Origin of the sequence: Pseudomonas morbosilactucae, assembly GCF_023241715.1 — a bacterium.
GTDB classification, from domain to species: Bacteria; Pseudomonadota; Gammaproteobacteria; order Pseudomonadales; family Pseudomonadaceae; genus Aquipseudomonas; species Aquipseudomonas morbosilactucae.
Window position 1 is genome coordinate 16,824 of the sequence record NZ_JALQCW010000030.1, and the last position, 18,552, is coordinate 35,375.

Sequence of the window (18,552 nt, forward strand, 5' to 3'; positions counted from 1 at the left end):
ACGGACGTTATCAGGGGCTGACACTGAGTTCGGTGGCGGGCTTGGCCATGATGCCGACAAACAGTGCTGAGGCCAGAAAGCGTTCCAGCCAATCCTGCAGGGCGGTAAAAGGCGTGGTCGCAAACCACGCCCGGTCAACATGGGCGAACTGTCGCACAAAGGGCGCCAGGGCCACGTCGGCCAAACTCAGGTGATCGGCCAGCAAGTAGGGCCGCTGTTGCAGCAATTGGTCGAGGCGGCGCAGAAACACCTCGCCCTGATCGCGGTAATAGGTCATGGGCTGCTCGGGGTACCGCTCGGCGTACTTGTAGCGATTCAGGTACAGCTTGAACACCTGGTCGTTATCGCTGATCAGCGCCGCCATGGCCTCCCGGGCCGCAGGGTCGGTCCGCAGTTGCCAATCCTCGGGGTCGTTGCACCCCAGCGCCCATTCCATGATCTCCAGGCTTTCGTCAATCACCCGGCCGTCCACGCTGAGCACCGGCACCGTGCCCTTGCTCGACAGCGCGAGCATCTCTGCCGGTTTGGCTTTGAGGCTGACCTCGACAATCTCCAGCGCCACCCCGGCATAACGCAGGGCCATGCGTGCGCGCATGGCGTAGGGGCAGCGGCGGAAGGAGTAGAGCAGGGCGCCGCTCATTTCACCTCCAGGGTGCTCAGGCCGTTGCCTTGGCGGCGGACCTGGATCTGCACCGGAATCCGTTCGTGCATGTCTTGCACGTGGGAAATCACCGCCACCTTGCGCCCCTGGGCCTGCAAGCCGTCCAGGGCGTCCATGGCCAGTTGTAGGGATTCGGGGTCGAGGCTGCCGAAACCTTCGTCGATAAACAGCGACTCGATCTTCAACGTGCTGGACGCCATGGACGCCAGCCCCAAGGCCAGGGCCAGGGACACCAGGAAGGTTTCGCCACCGGACAGCGAGTGCACCGAGCGCAGTTCGTCACCCATCTCGGTGTCCAGCACCAGCAGGCCGAGCATGCTGCCGCCACGCTTGAGGCGGTAGCGCCGCACCAGTTGGCGCAACTGGGCGTTGGCGTGGTGCACCAGCAGGTCGAGGTTGTAGGCCTGGGCGATCTTGCGGAACTTGTCACCTTCGGCCGAGCCGATCAGGGCACTCAGGCGCGCCCAGCGTTGCCACTCGTTGTAGGCGTCGCTGATGCGCTGGCCCAGGGCCTGGTTGGCGTCCTGGCGGCGCTGGTCGTCGGCCTGTTGCGCCCGCAGTTCGGCGCTCAGTTGTTCGCTGGCGCTGCACTGTTGCTGGATTTCTTCGAGGGCGGTCACCAGCACGGCGGCATCGAGGTCGCCGTTATGCTGGGCCTGGTGCTGTTCAAGGTGCGCCTGGCGTTCCTGCAGCCGCACCTGGGCCTGCTCGATGGCTTTCTCGTTGTTTTGCAGTTGCTGGCGCAATTGGCTGACCCGGGGCTCGTCGTACTCCAGCAGTTGCGCCAGCCCCTGGTCGTCCAGTTGTGGATGCTGCAAGCGCCATTCGGCGATCTTGGCGCCCAGGGCCTGTTGTTCGCTTTCCATGGCCTGCACGCGTTCCTGCTGGGCCTTGAGTTCGGCGCTCAGGCTAATCAACTGGTTGCCCAGTGCCTGCAGTTCCTGGCCCAGCGCGGCCTCGGCCTGACGCGCCTGTTCAACGTCCTGCTCCAGTTGGTGCTGCCACGCTTCGGCGCTGAGGTGTGTACCCAGCAAGTCGGCCAGGGCCTGCTGGCTGGCCTGTTGCTGTTCGCTCAGGCTGGCCAGCTGTTGCTGCGCGGCCTCCAGCTGTTGCTGGCGATTGAGCTGGCTGTGCTGCTCCTTGTCCAGGGTCAGTTGGCGTTGCTGCTGTTCTTGCTGTTGCTCGTGCTGCTGTTCCAGTTGTTCACGGCGTTGCAGCACCTGCTGGTCGAGCTGCATAAAGGTCGCCGCGGGCTCACTGCGTAACCCCTCAAGCACGGCGGCCGGGAGCAGTTGGCTGAAGCTTGTGAGCTCTTCGTCCAGGCGCTGGCGATCGGCGTCCAACTGCCGTTGCTGGTGATCCAGTTGCTGGCTGGCCTGTTGGTCGGCGGTTTCGGCCGCACGCAGTTGTTGCTGCAAACGTGCCGCGTCCTGTTGCAGGGTGAGCAAGGCGTTTTGCCGCTGCTCATCCTGCTCGATGCTCTGGTTCAACTGGCTGGTTTGCTGCTCCAGCCAGGCCTCGCGCTTGGCGGCGTCCTGGGTCAGCAATGCGGCGCTGAGGCTGTGTTCATCCAGCAGCGGGCTCAGGGCCTGCTGCTGTGCCTGCAGTTGTTCCTGTTGCTGCTTGAGGTCTTTTTGCTGGGCGATCAAGCCACTGAACTGGCCGCGCAGGTCGATGACCTTTTCATGCAACTGGTCGACGGCTTTCTGCGCCGCCGCCTGTTCCTGTTCATCGTGGCGCCCGAGGCTTTGCAGCAAGGCTTCGGGCTGATGATAAGGGTGCTCGGCGCTGCCGCACACGGGGCAGGGCTGGCCGTCCTGCAACTGCTCGCGCAATTGCTCGACGCTGGCGCTGCGTGCCAGGCGTTGGCGTTCCAGCAGCTCGCGGGTGACGCTCAGGGTCTGTTCGGCGACGGTCAGCTCGGCCTTGGCTTCCGAGCCTTCGCGGGTCAGCCGCTCACGTTCTTGCAGGGCGGCGAGGTGGCGCTGCTGCAATTCTTCGCTGCGCAGGTCCAGGACTTGCTGCTGGCTCCACAGGCGGCTGAGTGCTTCGATGGCGCGCAGGTGCTTGCGATTGTCTTGCAGCAGGCTGCCAAGAATCTGGATCTGTTCGGCCACCGCTTCGGGTTCGGCGCCGGCTTCGCTGTAGAGCAATTGCAGCTGGCTGCGTTGTTGTGCCAGAAGGGCGGCGGCGTTGCTGGCGGCCTGTTCCAGGCCGGGCAATTCGGTCTGGCCCTGGTTCAGGCGATTGCCGATCAGCATCAGTTGCTGCAAGCGTTCCCGGTAAGCGTTCCAGGCTTCGCTCAGGGGTGCGAGGTCGGCGCTGTGTTGCAGTTGCAGGGCGATCTGCGCCAGGCCATCGGCCACTCGGTGCTGGTGTTCGAGCAGGGTTTGAATCGCCTGTTGACCGTCGCGGCTCGCCTGTTCGGCCTGCTGTTGTTGCTCGCTGGCCTGGCTCAGGGCTTGGCTCAGGCGGGTCAGGTTGTGCTGTTCGGCGAAGGCTTGCCGCAAGAGCGGGGCGCTGTCGCTGTGTCGGGCCTGGGCCTGGCTCAGGGCACTGCTGGCGTCGAGCAGGGCCTGTTGCTGCTGTTGCTGGCGTTGCTGCAGGTCGCTCTGCTGTTGCAGCTGTTGCTGGATTTGCAGCGCCAGCGGCGGCAGCGACTGCCGAAGCTCGGCCTCCCGGGCAAACTGGTGACGCTGTGGCGCCAGCTGTTCCAGCAGCACCAGGCGGCCGCGCTCAGAGGCCAGGGCGTCGCCGTCGGCTTGGGCTTGTTGCAGTTGTTCTGCCGCCGCCTCGCGAGCGTCCTGCCACTGGCGTAACTCCTTGAGCCAGGTGTGCTGCTGCTCCAGCTGCTTGAGCTGGGCCTGCTGGGTCTTGAGCTGTTGCTGGGCGTCGTTGAAGCGTTGATCCAGTTCGGCCCGGGCCTCGGGTTCCAGGGGCACGATGCCGCTGGCCTGGGCCTTGAGTTCCTTATGGACCTCTTCGGCCTCCTTGCTCTTGCTGTAGGCGCGGCGCCCCAGGTGGCTGTAGATCGCCGTGTTGGTGAGCTTTTCCAGCAGCTCGCTGCGCTCTTTGTCGTCGGCCTTGAGGAAGGCGCTGAATTCGCTTTGCGCCAGCATTACGGCGCGGGTGAATTGCTCGAAGTTGAGGCCCAGCTTGGCCTCGATCAGCTGCTTGTATTCGCTTTTGCTCTGGTTGCTCAGCAGTTGTTCGCTGTCCAGGTCCAGCAGGCTCTGGCGGCTGGCTTGCAGCTTGCCCGTGGCCTTGTCGCGGGCGCGGTTGGCTTCCCAGCGGGCGCGGTAGCGGCGCCCGTCAATGCCGACAAAATCCACTTCGGCGAAGCCGCTGCCGGTGCCACGGCGCAGCAGGGTGCGCGGGTCGCCGGTGGAGATATCGCTGTCGACCTCGGGAACCTTGTTTTCCTTGGCGATGTTATTCAGCCGCGGCACCGCGCCGAACAGCGCCAGGCACAGGGCGTCGAGCAGGGTGCTTTTGCCCGCGCCGGTGGGCCCGGTGATGGCGAACAGGCCGGCGCTGGCCAGGGGCTCGGCGGTGAAGTCGATCTCGCAGGGGCCGGCCAGGGAGGCCAGGTTTTTCAGGCGGATGGCGAGGATTTTCATGGCTGTTCACCTTCCAGTTGCACGTCCTGCAACAACAGGGCGAAGTCCTTGAGGGTCTGTTCGTCGACCTCGCTGCCGTAGCTGTCGCGCCAGGCGCGGCTGAACAGCTCCTGGGGGCTGAGCTGGTCCAGCTCGATCAACTCGGCGCCGTCGTCGCGGCCTTCCCGCGAGCCCTGGCCGGCGTATTCGGCGGCGATCCGCACCAGGCGCACGGCCTTGCCTTGCAGGGCGCTTTCCACTTGCTGGCGCAAATCGGGTTGGGGTTCGTCCAGGCACACCCGCACTTCCAGCCACGGCTGACGCTGGGTTTCGGCCAGCAGGTCGATGTCGGGCAACTGAGCGAGTTGAGTCAGCACCTCGACCAGGGGCGCCGGGCCCAGGCGTTGCAGGTTGACCGCCCGAGGAATCAGGCGCGGCTCGACGCTGACCAGGGTCTCGCCGTCCAGGCGGATGTCGAGGATCTGGTGCTGATAGTTGATTTCGGAAAACGACAAGGGGATGGGCGAGCCGCTGTAGCGAATGCGCTCCTCGCCATTGACCTTCTGGGGTTTGTGCAAATGGCCCAGGGCGACGTAGCTGATGCTCGGGCCGAACAGGCTGGCGGGCAGGGCTTCGGCGTTGCCGATGATCAGGCTGCGCTCGGAGTCTTCCGAGACCGAACCGCCGGCCATGTGCGCGTGGCTGATGGCGATCAGCGCCTGGCCTGGCTGGCGCTTGGCCTCGGCCGCGGCGATCAGCCATTCATGTACCTGGCCAATGCCGCGCAGGTAGTTGTCCCCGAGCTGGGCACCGGTGACCTCCGCCGGGCGCAGAAAGGGCAGGGCCAGGCACCAGCCGGCAATCGCGCCGCTGGCATCGGGCAATGGCAGCAACAGGCGTTCGGCGTCCAACTGGCCGTCGTCCAGCCACAGCACCCGGCCCAGGGCGTGGGTGCGCAAACGCCGCATCAGCGGCGCGGGCAGTTCGATGCGCGAGCCGGAGTCGTGGTTGCCGGCAATCATCACAATGGTCAGCGTCGACTGCTGCTCATGGGCGCTGACGATGAAGTCGTACAGGCGTTCCTGGGCTTTGACCGGCGGGTTCACGGTGTCGAAGATATCGCCGGCAATCAGCAGCACGTCGGGTTGCTCGTGCTTGAGTTGGCGCAGCAGCCAGTCGAGGAAACAGGCGTGTTCGAAATCGCGTTCCTGGCCGTGGAGGTTTTGTCCAAGGTGCCAGTCGGAGGTGTGAAACAGACGCAAGGCAAGCTCCAAGAAAAGCAGCTACAAGCGGCAAGCCTAAGCGAATCTTGCCGCTTGAGGCTTGCCGCTTGCGGCTGCTGTTATTTAGGGTACAGCGGCGGCAGGCTGCTGGTGTCGGCCACCGGGTCTTGGACCCGTTCGGCCATGGGGATGGCGCGGATCGCTCGCCACAGTTCGTCGCCTTGCCAGTACTGGCCAGACTCGCTGTAGAGGGCGCCGTTGAGGCCGTCGAGGGCATCGGACAGGGGCACGAAGCGCGCCGCCATCTCGGCCAGGGTTTCCGGTTGCTGGCGCGCCCAGGCGTCCAGCGCCTGGCGGGTGGCTTGTGGGTCGTTGGCCTGGCAGGCGCGTTTCAGGTCGTCGAGCAGGGTCCGCGGGCTGGGCCCGGTCTGCGCCGCCTTGAGGATGGCCGGCTGCGAACGGGCGCGCCACCACAGGCCGAACCCCAGCAGCGTGGTGCAGGTCAGCAATAGGGTGCTGAGCTGCCACAGCCACAGGTGGCCCGGGTCGCCAGCGGCGGCGGGCGGCGGGTTGCCGGCCGGGGTGTCGACCACCAGGCTCGGGTTGTTCGCCACCTGCAAGGTGCGCGCCGGCAGGCTGCTGCGCTCCAAGTGGTCTTCAAAGGTGTTCCACCAGACCACTTCCAGGGCCGGCAATTCGACGCTGCCGCTGCGGGTCGGCACCAGGGCCTGGCGCTCTTCGCGACTGCCCACCAGCCCGCGTTCGCCGTTCTGATTGCTCAACTGCGCCTGGTCGGGGTAGCTGCGCAGGCCGTTGACTTCACTGCTGGGCAGCGGCGGCAACTGGGCACTGGACAGGCCTTCGGCGCGCAGGGTCAGGGTGCGGGTCAGGGAATCGCCGACTTGCGGGTGCTCGGGCTCCGGGTTCCAGCTTTCCGCCAGGCTCAGGCTGCGGGCCGGCAGCCAGGGGGCGTCGGCCGGGTAGGCTGCGGGCCGGGCCTTGACGGTCAGGCTCATCTGCGCCGAGCTGACGTGGATCAGCTTGCCCGGCTTCGGCCCTTGGGGCGTGGCGTCCTGGCTCGGCGCGTTGAGCACCATGGTGGCGCTGAAGGTCTGGCCAGGAATGCGCAACTCACCGCTGTGCTGCGGGTACAAGGCGTAGCGGGTTTCGATCACCCCGTGGCGCACGCCATTGATGACTTTTTCGTAGGTGCGCGGCTCCCCCAATTGCTCGACCCGGGCGTCGCTGATCTGCAGCGGCGTCAGGTTGCTGTCGTCGTACAGCGACACCGAGTGGTAGACGTGCAGTGTCAACAGCGCCTGGGCCTGCACATAGACACTGTCCTGATCCAGGCTGGCGTCGATGAACACCGGCTCCAGGCGGCTGTCGCTGTCCTGGGCGGTCTCGGCCAGCACTTGCAAGCTGATGGCCTGGCTTTTGGCCTCGCCCAGTTGCAGCGGGGCAATCTCCAGGCTGCCGGCCTGGCGCGGCAGCAAGGTGATGATCCAGCGGGTGGAGGCGCGCTGATCGTCGCCCAGGCTGGTGAGTTGGTTGACCTGGCGTGTGCCACGGACCTCGAACAGCGGCTCCAGGGGCGTCAGGTCGGGCTTGCCGAACAGGGTGGCGTCGGTGGATTCCAGGGTCAGTTCGACGGTTTCCCCGAGGTTCACGCGGCTGCGATCAATGCTGGCGACCAGCCCGGCAGCCTGGGCCTGAAAGGACCAGAGAACAAGGGTGAGCAAAGGGGCGGTGAAGCGGGTCATCGAGTTTTTCCCTGATCCTGATGTTGTTGCTGTTCGTACCAGAATTTGCGTCGCAACAGTTCGCCCGGGTCGTCGGGGATCTTGCGCAGCCACTGTTCCAGGGCCTGTCGGCGTTCGTCGTCAAAACCTGCGGCGCTGCCACGGATCGGCGGCGTGGTGGTGCGTTCATCGTCCAGTTCGCTGCCCGGGACGTCGCTGTGGCCGTCCTGGCTGTCATCGCTCTGGTGCGGCTCACCGTTGGCGCTGGGGTCCTGGGCCTCGGGGGGCGTTTCGCCGGGGGGCGGCGGGTCCTGGGTGGCGGCACCGGCCTGGGCATCCCGGGTGGTTTCGTCGCTTTCGCCGGCGGCGTTCTGGCCGGCGTCTTCGTTGGCCGGCGGGGCCGTTTCCTGCAACAGGCTTTCCACCAGGGCCTTGTTCAACTGCGCGGCCTGCAAGTCCGGTTGCAGCTCCAGGGCCTGTTCGTAAGCGTCGATGGCGGCCTCCAGCTCGCCGCTCCTGGCCAGGGCGTTGCCCCGATTGTAGTGGGCGCGGGCATCGTTGCCTTCGGCAAAGCGCTGAGCGGCTCCGGCATAGTCGCCGGCTTCATACAGGGCCACGCCTTGCCATTGCGGGTCCTGGAAGTGCCGGGCGGCTTCGCTGGGGCGCTGCTGTTCCAGCAAGCGTTGGCCTTGCTGGTCGGGGCGCAGCCACAGGTCGCCGAACTCGAAGGCCTGGCTCGGTTGCGGCAGGCAGAACAACAGCGGCAGGCAGAACAGCCAGCCCCGGCGCCCGGCGCAGGCCGCCAGCAGTAGCAGGGGCAGCAGCAACCAGTAACCCTGGTCGGCCCAGCTGTCGAGGAGCAGGGTCTGGCCGTCGTTGCGCACCCCTTGCGGGCCGTTGAGCAAGCCCAGGCCACGCAGGTCGCTGTCGTCCAGGCGGGCCTGGCGATAACGCCCGCCCAAGTCACTGAAGAAGCTTTTCAGGCCCGGGCTGTCGAGGCGCGAGACCAGGATGCCGCCGTGTTCATCCTTGAGCAGGCTGCCGTCGTCCTGCACCACTGGTGCGCCGTCGCGGCTGCCGATGCCGAGCATCAGCACCTGCGGTGCCTGGCCGCTCAGGGCGCGGCGCATGCCTTGGCGTTCCTGCTCGCTGAGGGTCGAGCCGATCAGCAGCACCCGGCCGCGACCGAGGCCGGCCTGGTCTAGCAGCTTGAGCGCCTTGTCCAGGGCCAGGTCGGCGCGATGCCCGGCCTGGGGCATGATCGATGGCTTGAGGGCCTCCAGCAGGTTGCGGCTGGTGGCCAGGTCATCCGACAGCGGCACCAGGGTGTGGGCGCTGCCGGCATAGACAACGATGGCGGTCTGGGCGTCGCTGCGCAGTTGCAACAGGTCCAGCAGCTTGTGCCGGGCCTGCTCCAGGCGGTTGGGCGAGACGTCGGCGGCCAGCATTTCCGGGGTCAGCTCCAGCAGCACCACCAGCGGGTCGGCGGGTTTCTGGCTGAGTTGTTCCACTCGCTGCCAACTGGGGCCCAGCAGGGCCAGCACGGCAATCAGCCAGGCCAGGCCCAGGGCCACCCACGGCAGTTTGCTTTCGCGGCCATTGCCGCCGCTGAGCAGGGCGGCGTGAAAGGCCGGGGGCAAGATCACCTGCCAGCGCCCGGCGCGTTTCTGCCGGTGCCACAGCTGCCAGAGCAAGAGCACCAGCAGCGGCACCAGCAGCAGCCACGCGGGGCGGAACCAATGGGGCCAGAGGCTGATCATCGACGCCTCCGCAGGCGCAGGCGCTTGAGGCGCTGGCGCCAGTCGTGGCTCGGTTGCAGGAACTTCGATTGGCTGAAGAACCGCTGCAGTGGGTTCTCCGGCCAGCGTTCACGCACCACCAGCAGCATGCTCCAGAGCAGCGCCAGGGCCAGAGGCCAGCTGTACAGCGCCTGGGCCGGGCGGGCCTGGGTCGGTTGCTGGGCCACGGGTTCCAGTTGGTCTAGGGTGTCCTTGATGGTCAGCAGCTCCTGGCCGTCCCGGGCCCGGAAGTAGCGACCGCCGCTGAGGTCGGCGATTTCCTTGAGGGTCGGTTCGTCCAGGTCCAGGCTCGGGTTGAGGCCGAGCAGGCCCAGGGTGCCGCTTTGTTCCGGGTCGGCGCCGATGCCGATGGGGTAGATTTTCACCCCTTCATCGGCGGCCAGGCGCGCGGCGGTGACCGGGTCGATTTCCCCGCCATTGTTGGCGCCGTCGGTGACCAGAATCAGCACCCGGCTTTGTGCCGGGCGTTGGCGCAGGCGCTTGAGGGCCAGGCCGATGGCGTCGCCAATGGCGGTGTTCTTGCCGGCAATGCCGATCTTCGCTTCATCCAGCCACACCCGCACGGTGCGCCGGTCGAAGGTCAGCGGCGCTTGCAGGTAGGCCTTGCTGCCAAACAGAATCAGGCCGACCCGGTCGCCTTCGCGCTGTTCGAGGAAGTCGCCGAGCAGGTGCTGCACCAGGCTCAGGCGGCTGACATCCTCGTCCTGCCACTGCATATCGGGAAAGTCCATGGAGCCGGAAACGTCCACCGCCACCAGCAAGTCGCGGCCACTGGCGGCCACCGGCAGCGGTTGGCCCAGCCATTGCGGGCGGGCGGCGGCCAGCAGCAGCAACAGCCACAGCAGGATAAACGGCGCTTGCTGGCGCCAGGCGGGCAGGTTGGCCCGGGCCCGACGTTTGGCCAGGCCTTCCAGGTCCGCGAGAAAACTCACCTTGAGCGCCGGTTCGCCGCTGTCTGCCGCCGGCAGCAAGACCCGCAGCAGCCAGGGCAGGGGCAGCAGGGCAAAGACCCAGGGCCAGGCGAACTCAAACATGCTTGCGAATCCAGGTGTCGACCGCTTGGGTCAGGCCGGCAATGGCTTTGTCATCGAGCTTGCACTCGGGTTTGTAGGCGCCTTCCACCAGCACCATCCAGCGGGTCAGGCCCGCAGCGGGGCAGCGGTTGTCGAGAAAGGCCAGCCATTTGCGGCCATTGAGGGTGTGGCTCTGGCTATAGGGATAGTGGTTGCGACACAGGCGCTTGAGCAGCCCGTTGAGTTGCTGCAGCCAGGCACCGGCCGGGGCGCCATCGTAGGGCTTGGGCAATAGCGCCAGTTCGGCCAGGGCCGCCAGGCGGACCGGGTCCAAAGGCTGTTCGGCGCGGCGCACCTTGCGCTTACCGGGCCACAACGCCTTGAGGCGCCACAGGCCATAGCCGGCCAGGGGCAGCAGCACCAGCAGTAGCCACCAGCCCGGTGCCGGCGGCCACCAGCCGATCGCCGGCGGGGCAATCAGCGGTTGCAGTTGCTCCAGGCTGCTCATCGGCTTTTCCCCGGGCGCTGGGGGTTCAGGTATTCGCGCAGTTGTTCGACCATTTCACTCTGGGTGCTCAAGGGCATGAGCAGCACCCGGAGCTTTTGCGCCAGGCGTTCCCAACGGGCGATGCGTGCCTCGCTCATGGCCCGGTAGGCCTGGCGCAGGTCGTAATTCAGGGTGTCCAGCTCCAGCTGCGCGCCGCGTTCGGCAAAGCGCAACAGCCCTGCGGCGGGCAGGGCGTGGTCCAGCGGGTCGGAGAGCGGCATCAGCAGCAGGTCGCAATGGCGCGACAACAGGCTCAGCTGTTGCTCGGCGGCATCCGACAGGGCGCGCTCGTCGCAGATCACGATCACCAGGCTGCCCGGGCGCAACACTTCCCGGCCCCGAAGCAGGGCGGTGCCCAGGCTGTCGCGTTCCGGCTGGGCCTCGGCGTGCAGCGACTGGTTGACCCGCACCAGGCGGTTCAGCAGTTGCAGCAGGCTTTGCTTGCTGCGCCGTGGCTTGATTTCGTAGTGCTGGTCATCGCCGAACACCAGGCCGCCGACCCGGTCGTTGTGGCCCAGTGCCGCCCAGCCGATGAGGCTTGCGGCCTGGGCCGCGAGCACCGACTTGAACATCAGGCCGGAGCCGAAGAACAGCCGGCGGCTTTGCTCGACCATGATGAAAATCGGCCGTTCGCGCTCTTCGTGGAACAGCTTGGTGTGGGGCTCCTGGGTGCGCGCCGTGACCCGCCAGTCGATGGTGCGCACGTCGTCGCCGGCCTGGTAGACCCGCACCTGGTCGAAGTCCACGCCGCGCCCGCGCAGCTTGGAGTGGTGCAGGCCAATCAGCGGGCTGCGCTGGCTCGGGGTGGAGAACAGTTGCACTTCTCGTACGCGATGGCGCATCTCGATCAGCTCGCTGAGGCTGATGCGGATGCCGGGCTCGGCCACAGGGCTGGCGTTCATGGGGGTCAAGCGACGGCTACGACATCGAGGATGCGCTGAACCACACGGTCCTGGTCGATGCCTGCCGCTTCCGCTTCGAAGGACAGGATGATGCGGTGGCGCAGCACGTCGAACAGCACGGCCTGGATGTCTTCAGGGCTGACAAAGTCGCGCCCGGCCAGCCAGGCGTGGGCCCGGGCGCAGCGGTCCAGGGCAATGGAACCGCGCGGGCTGGCGCCGTAGGCGATCCACTCGGCCATTTCCGGGTCGAACTTGGCCGGGGTACGCGTGGCCATCACCAACTGCACCAGGTATTCCTCCACGGCATCGGCCATGTACAGGCCGAGGATTTCCTTGCGCGCGGCGAAAATTGCCTGCTGGCTGACCCGGCGCTCGGGCTTGGTCTCGCCGTTCAAGGCTTCGCCCCGGGCCTGCTGGAGAATACGGCGCTCCACGGCGGCGTCGGGAAAGCCGATCTTGACGTGCATCAGGAAACGGTCGAGCTGGGCTTCGGGCAGCGGGTAGGTGCCTTCCTGCTCGATGGGGTTCTGGGTCGCCATCACCAGGAACAGCGGCGACAGGTCATAGGTGCTGCGGCCGACGCTGACCTGGCGCTCGGCCATGGCTTCCAGCAGGGCCGACTGGACCTTGGCCGGGGCGCGGTTGATTTCGTCCGCTAGCACCAGGTTGTGAAAGATCGGGCCTTGCTGGAACACGAAGCTGCCGGTTTCCGGGCGATAGATCTCGGTGCCGGTGATGTCGGCGGGCAACAGGTCAGGGGTGAACTGGATGCGATGGAACTGCGCTTCGATGCCTTCGGCCAGCTCTTTGATGGCCTTGGTCTTGGCCAGGCCGGGGGCGCCCTCGACCAGCATATGGCCGTCGGCAAGCAAGGCGATGAGCAAGCGCTCGATGAGTTTTTCCTGGCCGAGAATCTGCGTTGAAAGAAAGGTTCGCAGCGCCAGCAGCGCTTCACGATGTTCCATCGATGACTGTTCCTGGAGAGGGTGAGCAGAGGCGTCGAATGAACGCCAGGGCCGGGGGCGTTACTTTAATCCATCGCGGGGGTTGGCGACTAACGGGGAAACCCTGATTTAGCCAATTAGTCGAAAAAGTCCGCGTTTTTCCACGTGCCGACATCCTGTAGGAACCGGCTCGCCGGTGATTGTGCCTTGAGGCTTGGAGCGTGCAGCGCTGTTGCAACCGCCATCGCTGGCAAGCCAGCTCCTACAGGTCGGGTTTTGGGGGTTATGCCAGTTGGCTGATGTAGGTGCCGGTGCCCTTGAGGATGTTTTGCAGGGTCAGCTCGACTTCGGCCAGGTCGGCGTTGGCGGTGTTGTGGTGGATTTCCAGGTGGTCGGCGCCGTTCAGGGCGTCGGTGTCGCCAGCGGCAATTTCGATCAGCAGCAGGGTTGGGCTCAGGGTGACTTTCACGCCATCCAGGGTCGAGGGCTCACCATCCAGGGTGATTTCCAGTTCGTCTTCGTCCGGGTAACGGGTCATCAGGAACATCTCGCCCTGCTGGCTGTGGCAGCACAGCATGGCCATGTTGTCTTCTTCGTCGTCGCAGGGGTTGGCGATCAAATGGGCGGTGGTCATGCGCATGGCGGTGGGTCCTGAGTCTGGGCTCCGGCCGGGGGAGCAGGGCAAGCAAAGGGCAATTCTGCCAGCCCGAGGGAATTTCTGCTGGTTTGTCTGTCAGAGAACAGGTCGGGTCGGCCCGGCGCCCAAGGCGCATTTCTGGCACGGAAGTACCGGAAAGCAGGGCCAAACCGGCTGTTTTGCCTCGTGGCTGCTAGTGTTGATCCTGGCGCCGGCCATCAACTGCCAGCCAATGTCCGAATATGTCGCAGCATCGCAAGCAGCGGCCTTGTTGCACTCGTTAAGCTGCGCACGCAATAGGATAAGTCCGATGGGGGATGGACACCTGTAAAGGCATTGTCGACAGTCGTTTTTGCAGATGCCCATCCTTGAACCCCAGTGTCTTGTCCAGCTTCACCCACCTGTCATCCTGCCACCTCTGCCCGAGACCAGGAGCAGGGTGACCGACCACCCCCGCAAGGGGTTTGCACGCGACGCTTCCATCAATAACAAGCCCAAGCGGAGTACCACAGATGGCGTTCTTCACCGCAGCCAGCAAAGCCGACTTCCAGCACCAACTGCAAGCGGCACTGGCGCAGCACATCAGTGAACAGGCACTGCCACAAGTGGCGCTGTTCGCTGAACAATTCTTCGGCATCATTTCCCTGGACGAACTCACCCAGCGTCGCTTGTCCGACCTGGCGGGCTGCACCTTGTCAGCCTGGCGCCTGCTTGAGCGCTTCGATCACGCGCAACCGCAAGTGCGCGTCTACAACCCCGATTACGAACGTCATGGCTGGCAGTCGACCCACACCGCGGTCGAAGTGCTGCACCACGACCTGCCGTTCCTGGTGGACTCGGTCCGCACCGAGCTCAACCGTCGCGGCTACAGCATCCACACCCTGCAAACCACCGTGCTCAGCGTGCGTCGTGGCAGCAAGGGCGAGTTGCTGGAAGTCCTGCCCAAGGGCACCCAGGGCGACGGCATCCTGCAAGAATCCCTGATGTACCTGGAGATCGACCGTTGCGCCAACCCGGCCGAGCTCAATGTCCTGAGCAAGGAACTGGAGCAGGTGCTGGGCGAAGTGCGCGTGGCCGTGGCCGATTTCGAGCCGATGAAGGCCAAGGTTCAGGAACTGATCGACGGCATCGACAACAGCCCGTTCGCCATCGCTGACGATGAAAGGAGCGAGATCAAGAGCTTCCTCGAATGGCTGGTGGGCAACCACTTCACCTTCCTCGGCTATGAAGAATTCGTGGTCGGTGCCGACCAGGACGGCGGTCATCTCGAATATGACCCAAGCTCCTTCCTCGGCCTGACCAAGCTGCTGCGCGCCGGCCTCACCGCCGAAGACCTGCGCATCGAAGACTACGCCGTGAACTACCTGCGCGAACCGACCCCGCTGTCGTTCGCCAAGGCCGCGCACCCAAGCCGTGTGCACCGTCCGGCCTACCCGGACTACGTGTCGATCCGCCAGATCGACGCTGACGGCAAAGTGGTCAAGGAATGCCGCTTCATGGGCCTGTACACCTCGTCGGTGTATGGCGAAAGCGTGCGTGTCATCCCTTACATCCGCCGCAAGGTGGAAATCGTCGAGCAGCGCTCGGGCTTCCAGTCCAAGGCCCACTTGGGCAAGGAACTGGCCCAGGTCCTCGAAGTGCTGCCGCGTGACGACCTGTTCCAGACCCCGGTGGACGAGCTGTTCAGCACCGTGATGTCGATCGTGCAGATCCAGGAACGCAACAAGATCCGCGTCTTCCTGCGCAAAGACCCGTACGGCCGCTTCTGCTACTGCCTGGCCTACGTGCCGCGTGACATCTATTCCACCGAAGTGCGGCAGAAGATCCAGCAAGTGCTGATGGATCGCCTGCAAGCTACGGATTGCGAGTTCTGGACCTTCTTCTCCGAGTCGGTACTGGCTCGCGTGCAACTGATCCTGCGGGTCGACCCGAAGAACCGCATCGACATCGACCCGCTGCTGCTGGAAAAAGAAGTGGTGCAGGCCTGCCGCAGCTGGCAGGACGACTACGCCAGCCTGGTGGTCGAAAGCTTCGGCGAAGCCCAGGGCACCAACGTGCTGGCGGACTTCCCGAAAGGCTTCCCGGCCGGCTACCGCGAGCGTTTCGCCGCGCACTCGGCGGTGGTGGACATGCAGCACCTGCTGAGCCTGTCCGAAGCCAATCCGCTGGTGATGAGCTTCTACCAGCCTCTGGGCCAGGTTTCCGGCCAGCGTGAGCTGCACTGCAAGCTGTACCACGCTGACACCCCGCTGGCGCTGTCCGACGTGCTGCCGATCCTGGAAAACCTCGGCCTGCGGGTGCTGGGTGAATTCCCTTATCGCCTGCGCCACAACAACGGCCGCGAGTTCTGGATCCACGACTTCGCCTTCACCGCCGCTGAAGGCCTGGACCTGGACATTCAGCAGCTCAACGACACGCTGCAGGACGCCTTCGTCCACATCGTGCGTGGCGATGCCGAGAACGATGCCTTCAACCGCCTGGTGCTGACCGCCGGCTTGCCATGGCGCGACGTCGCGCTGCTGCGTGCCTACGCCCGTTACCTGAAGCAGATCCGCCTGGGCTTCGACCTGGGTTACATCGCCAGCACCCTGAACAACCACACCGACATCGCTCGCGAGTTGACCCGGTTGTTCAAGACCCGCTTCTACCTGGCGCGCAAGCTCACCAGCGACGACCTGGAAGACAAGCAGCAGCGTCTGGAACAAGCGATTCTGACGGCCCTGGACGATGTTCAGGTGCTCAACGAAGACCGCATCCTGCGTCGCTACCTGGACCTGATCAAGGCTACCCTGCGGACCAACTTCTACCAGACCGACGCCAACGGCCAGAACAAGTCCTACTTCAGCTTCAAGTTCAACCCGCACGCGATTCCAGAACTGCCGAAACCGGTGCCGAAGTTCGAAATCTTCGTCTACTCGCCACGGGTTGAAGGCGTGCACCTGCGCTTCGGCAACGTTGCACGTGGCGGCCTGCGCTGGTCCGACCGTGAAGAAGACTTCCGTACTGAAGTCCTGGGCCTGGTAAAAGCCCAGCAAGTGAAGAACTCGGTGATTGTGCCGGTGGGTGCCAAGGGCGGCTTCCTGCCGCGTCGCCTGCCACTGGGCGGCAGCCGGGACGAGATCGCGGCCGAGGGCATCGCCTGCTACCGCATCTTCATTTCCGGCCTGTTGGACATCACCGACAACCTGAAAGACGGCGCCCTGGTGCCTCCGGCCAACGTGGTGCGCCACGACAACGATGACCCGTACCTGGTGGTGGCGGCCGACAAAGGCACCGCAACCTTCTCCGACATCGCCAACGGCATTGCCATCGACTACGGCTTCTGGCTGGGCGATGCGTTCGCTTCCGGCGGCTCGGCCGGTTACGACCACAAGAAAATGGGCATCACCGCCAAGGGCGCGTGGGTCGGCGTACAGCGCCACTTCCGCGAGCGCGGCATCAACGTCCAGCAAGACAGCATCACCGTGGTTGGTGTCGGCGACATGGCCGGCGACGTGTTCGGTAACGGCCTGTTGATGTCCGACAAGCTGCAACTGGTGGCCGCGTTCAACCACCTGCACATCTTTATCGATCCAAACCCTGAGCCGGCCAACAGCTTCGCCGAGCGTCAGCGCCTGTTCGACCTGCCGCGTTCGGCCTGGACCGACTACGACACCAGCATCATGTCCGAAGGCGGCGGCATCTTCTCGCGCAGCGCGAAGAGCATCGCCATCTCGCCACAGATGAAAGAACGCTTCGACATCTCGGCCGACAAGCTGACCCCGACCGAACTGCTGAACGCCTTGCTCAAGGCGCCGGTGGACCTGTTGTGGAACGGCGGCATCGGGACCTACGTCAAGGCCAGCACCGAAAGCCATGCCGACGTGGGCGACAAGGCCAACGACGCGCTGCGGGTCAACGGTAACGAGCTGCGCTGCAAGGTGGTGGGCGAGGGCGGCAACCTCGGCATGACCCAGCTGGGTCGTGTGGAGTTCGGCCTGAATGGCGGCGGTTCCAACACCGACTTCATCGACAACGCCGGTGGCGTGGACTGCTCCGACCACGAAGTGAACATCAAGATCCTGCTCAACGAAGTGGTGCAGGCAGGTGACATGACCGACAAGCAGCGTAACCAGCTGCTGGCGAGCATGACCGACGAAGTCGGCGGCCTGGTGTTGGGCAACAACTACAAGCAGACCCAGGCCCTGTCCCTGGCGGCGCGCCGTGCCTACGAGCGTGCTGCCGAGTACAAGCGCCTGATGAGCGACCTGGAAGGCCGTGGCAAGCTGGACCGCGCCATCGAGTACCTGCCGACCGAGGAGCAGCTCGTCGAGCGCGCCGCGACCGGCAAGGGCCTGACCCGTCCGGAGCTGTCGGTGCTGATCTCGTACAGCAAGATCGACCTCAAGGAAGCCCTGCTCAAGTCCCTGGTACCGGATGACGACTACCTGACCCGTGACATGGAAACCGCGTTCCCGCCGACCCTGGTCAGCAAGTTCGCCGAAGCCATGCGCCGTCACCGCCTGAAGCGCGAAATCGTCAGCACCCAGATCGCCAACGACCTGGTCAACCACATGGGCATCACCTTCGTGCAGCGCTTGAAGGAGTCCACGGGGATGAGCCCGGCCAACGTGGCGGGTGCGTACGTGATCGTGCGGGACATCTTCCACCTTCCGCACTGGTTCCGTCAGATCGAAGCCCTGGATCACCAGGTGTCGGCCCAGGTTCAACTGGAACTGATGGACGAACTGATGCGTCTGGGCCGTCGCGCCACGCGCTGGTTCCTGCGCAGCCGTCGCAACGAGCAGGATGCAGCGCGCGACGTCGCGCACTTCGGTCCGCACCTGGCGGCGTTGGGCCTCAAGCTCGACGAACTGCTGGAAGGCCCGACCCGTGAAGGCTGGCAGACCCGCTACCAGGCGTACGTCGAAGCCGGCGTGCCGGAGTTGCTGGCGCGCATGGTTGCAGGCACGACGCACCTGTACACCTTGCTGCCGATCATCGAAGCGGCGGACGTGACCGGTCAGAGCGCGGCCGATGTGGCCAAGGCCTACTTCGCCGTAGGCAGCGCCCTGGACTTGCCGTGGTACCTGCAGCAGATCAGCGATCTGCCGGTGGGCAACAACTGGCAGGCCCAGGCCCGCGAAGCCTTCCGCGACGACGTGGACTGGCAGCAACGAGCGATCACCATCTCGGTTCTGAAAATGGCCGACGCGCCAGAAGACATGGAAGCCCGCGTGGCCCTGTGGCTTGAACAGAACGCGAGCATGGCTGATCGCTGGCGCGCCATGATGGTGGAAATCCGTGCTGCGGTAGGCACGGACTACGCCATGTACGCGGTGGCCAACCGTGAGCTGTTGGACCTGGCCATGAGCGGCCAGACAGGGCTGTAACTGCCTGAGCGAGCCGTAAAAAAAGCCCCGTATCGCAAGATACGGGGCTTTTTTATTGCGCGTTCACCAACACCCAAATTCCTATGTGATCTTGCCGACGCCATCGCCGGCAA

Annotated in this window: 11 protein-coding genes; 1 reads left to right on the forward strand and 10 read right to left on the reverse strand. The window is 65.1% G+C overall.

Going from position 1 to position 18,552, the window contains the following annotated elements:
• Positions 1-10: 10 nt before the first annotated feature.
• The 10 genes from M1B34_RS13200 to M1B34_RS13245 all read right to left on the reverse strand — a co-directional run bounded on the left by M1B34_RS13200 (position 11) and on the right by M1B34_RS13245 (position 13,070).
• On the reverse strand, positions 11-640 hold the full coding sequence (locus M1B34_RS13200; protein ID WP_268265356.1) for a glutathione S-transferase: 630 nt from the start codon (positions 638-640) through the stop codon (positions 11-13).
• Positions 637-4,281, reverse strand: coding sequence for an AAA family ATPase (locus M1B34_RS13205; RefSeq protein WP_268265357.1), 3,645 nt, complete (start codon positions 4,279-4,281; stop codon positions 637-639). The genes M1B34_RS13200 and M1B34_RS13205 overlap by 4 nt, the downstream gene beginning before the upstream one ends.
• Positions 4,278-5,522, reverse strand: coding sequence for an exonuclease SbcCD subunit D C-terminal domain-containing protein (locus tag M1B34_RS13210; protein WP_268262549.1), 1,245 nt, complete (start codon positions 5,520-5,522; stop codon positions 4,278-4,280). The genes M1B34_RS13205 and M1B34_RS13210 overlap by 4 nt, the downstream gene beginning before the upstream one ends.
• Positions 5,523-5,602: 80 nt before the next feature.
• Positions 5,603-7,246 carry a BatD family protein gene (locus M1B34_RS13215; RefSeq protein WP_268265358.1) on the reverse strand — a complete coding sequence of 548 codons (1,644 nt, stop codon included), beginning with the start codon at positions 7,244-7,246 and terminating at the stop codon, positions 5,603-5,605.
• A complete protein-coding gene (locus tag M1B34_RS13220; protein WP_268265359.1) occupies positions 7,243-8,985 on the reverse strand; it encodes a vWA domain-containing protein in 1,743 nt (580 codons plus the stop codon). The genes M1B34_RS13215 and M1B34_RS13220 overlap by 4 nt, the downstream gene beginning before the upstream one ends.
• Positions 8,982-10,058 (reverse strand): vWA domain-containing protein, encoded by a 1,077-nt coding sequence (locus M1B34_RS13225; RefSeq protein ID WP_123332459.1) that lies wholly within the window; start codon positions 10,056-10,058, stop codon positions 8,982-8,984. The genes M1B34_RS13220 and M1B34_RS13225 overlap by 4 nt, the downstream gene beginning before the upstream one ends.
• Entirely contained in the window at positions 10,051-10,545 is a 495-nt protein-coding gene (locus M1B34_RS13230) for a DUF4381 domain-containing protein (protein WP_268262551.1), read from the reverse strand. The genes M1B34_RS13225 and M1B34_RS13230 overlap by 8 nt, the downstream gene beginning before the upstream one ends.
• Entirely contained in the window at positions 10,542-11,486 is a 945-nt protein-coding gene (locus tag M1B34_RS13235) for a DUF58 domain-containing protein (protein ID WP_123332463.1), read from the reverse strand. The genes M1B34_RS13230 and M1B34_RS13235 overlap by 4 nt, the downstream gene beginning before the upstream one ends.
• A gap of 5 nt (positions 11,487-11,491) precedes the next feature.
• Entirely contained in the window at positions 11,492-12,451 is a 960-nt protein-coding gene (locus M1B34_RS13240; protein ID WP_017479925.1) for an AAA family ATPase, read from the reverse strand.
• Positions 12,452-12,713: 262 nt separating this feature from the next.
• The gene (locus M1B34_RS13245) at positions 12,714-13,070 is read right to left on the reverse strand and encodes a hypothetical protein (RefSeq protein WP_268265360.1); all 357 of its coding nucleotides are present in this window, start codon (positions 13,068-13,070) and stop codon (positions 12,714-12,716) included.
• 509 nt (positions 13,071-13,579) lie between these two features.
• Between M1B34_RS13245 and M1B34_RS13250 the strand changes: the two genes are divergently transcribed.
• Positions 13,580-18,439: an NAD-glutamate dehydrogenase gene (locus M1B34_RS13250; RefSeq protein ID WP_123332468.1), complete on the forward strand. Its 4,860-nt coding sequence runs from the start codon at positions 13,580-13,582 to the stop codon at positions 18,437-18,439.
• The last annotated feature ends 113 nt before the right edge of the window (positions 18,440-18,552 follow it).

Coding starts and splice junctions, on each gene's coding strand:
- M1B34_RS13200 (WP_268265356.1), bottom strand. CDS start 640: ATGAGCGGCGCCCTGCTCTACTCCTTCCGCCGCTGCCCCTACGCCATG.
- M1B34_RS13205 (WP_268265357.1), bottom strand. CDS start 4,281: ATGAAAATCCTCGCCATCCGCCTGAAAAACCTGGCCTCCCTGGCCGGC.
- M1B34_RS13215 (WP_268265358.1), bottom strand. CDS start 7,246: ATGACCCGCTTCACCGCCCCTTTGCTCACCCTTGTTCTCTGGTCCTTT.
- M1B34_RS13220 (WP_268265359.1), bottom strand. CDS start 8,985: ATGATCAGCCTCTGGCCCCATTGGTTCCGCCCCGCGTGGCTGCTGCTG.
- M1B34_RS13225 (WP_123332459.1), bottom strand. CDS start 10,058: ATGTTTGAGTTCGCCTGGCCCTGGGTCTTTGCCCTGCTGCCCCTGCCC.
- M1B34_RS13230 (WP_268262551.1), bottom strand. CDS start 10,545: ATGAGCAGCCTGGAGCAACTGCAACCGCTGATTGCCCCGCCGGCGATC.
- M1B34_RS13235 (WP_123332463.1), bottom strand. CDS start 11,486: ATGAACGCCAGCCCTGTGGCCGAGCCCGGCATCCGCATCAGCCTCAGC.
- M1B34_RS13240 (WP_017479925.1), bottom strand. CDS start 12,451: ATGGAACATCGTGAAGCGCTGCTGGCGCTGCGAACCTTTCTTTCAACG.
- M1B34_RS13245 (WP_268265360.1), bottom strand. CDS start 13,070: ATGCGCATGACCACCGCCCATTTGATCGCCAACCCCTGCGACGACGAA.
- M1B34_RS13250 (WP_123332468.1), top strand. CDS start 13,580: ATGGCGTTCTTCACCGCAGCCAGCAAAGCCGACTTCCAGCACCAACTG.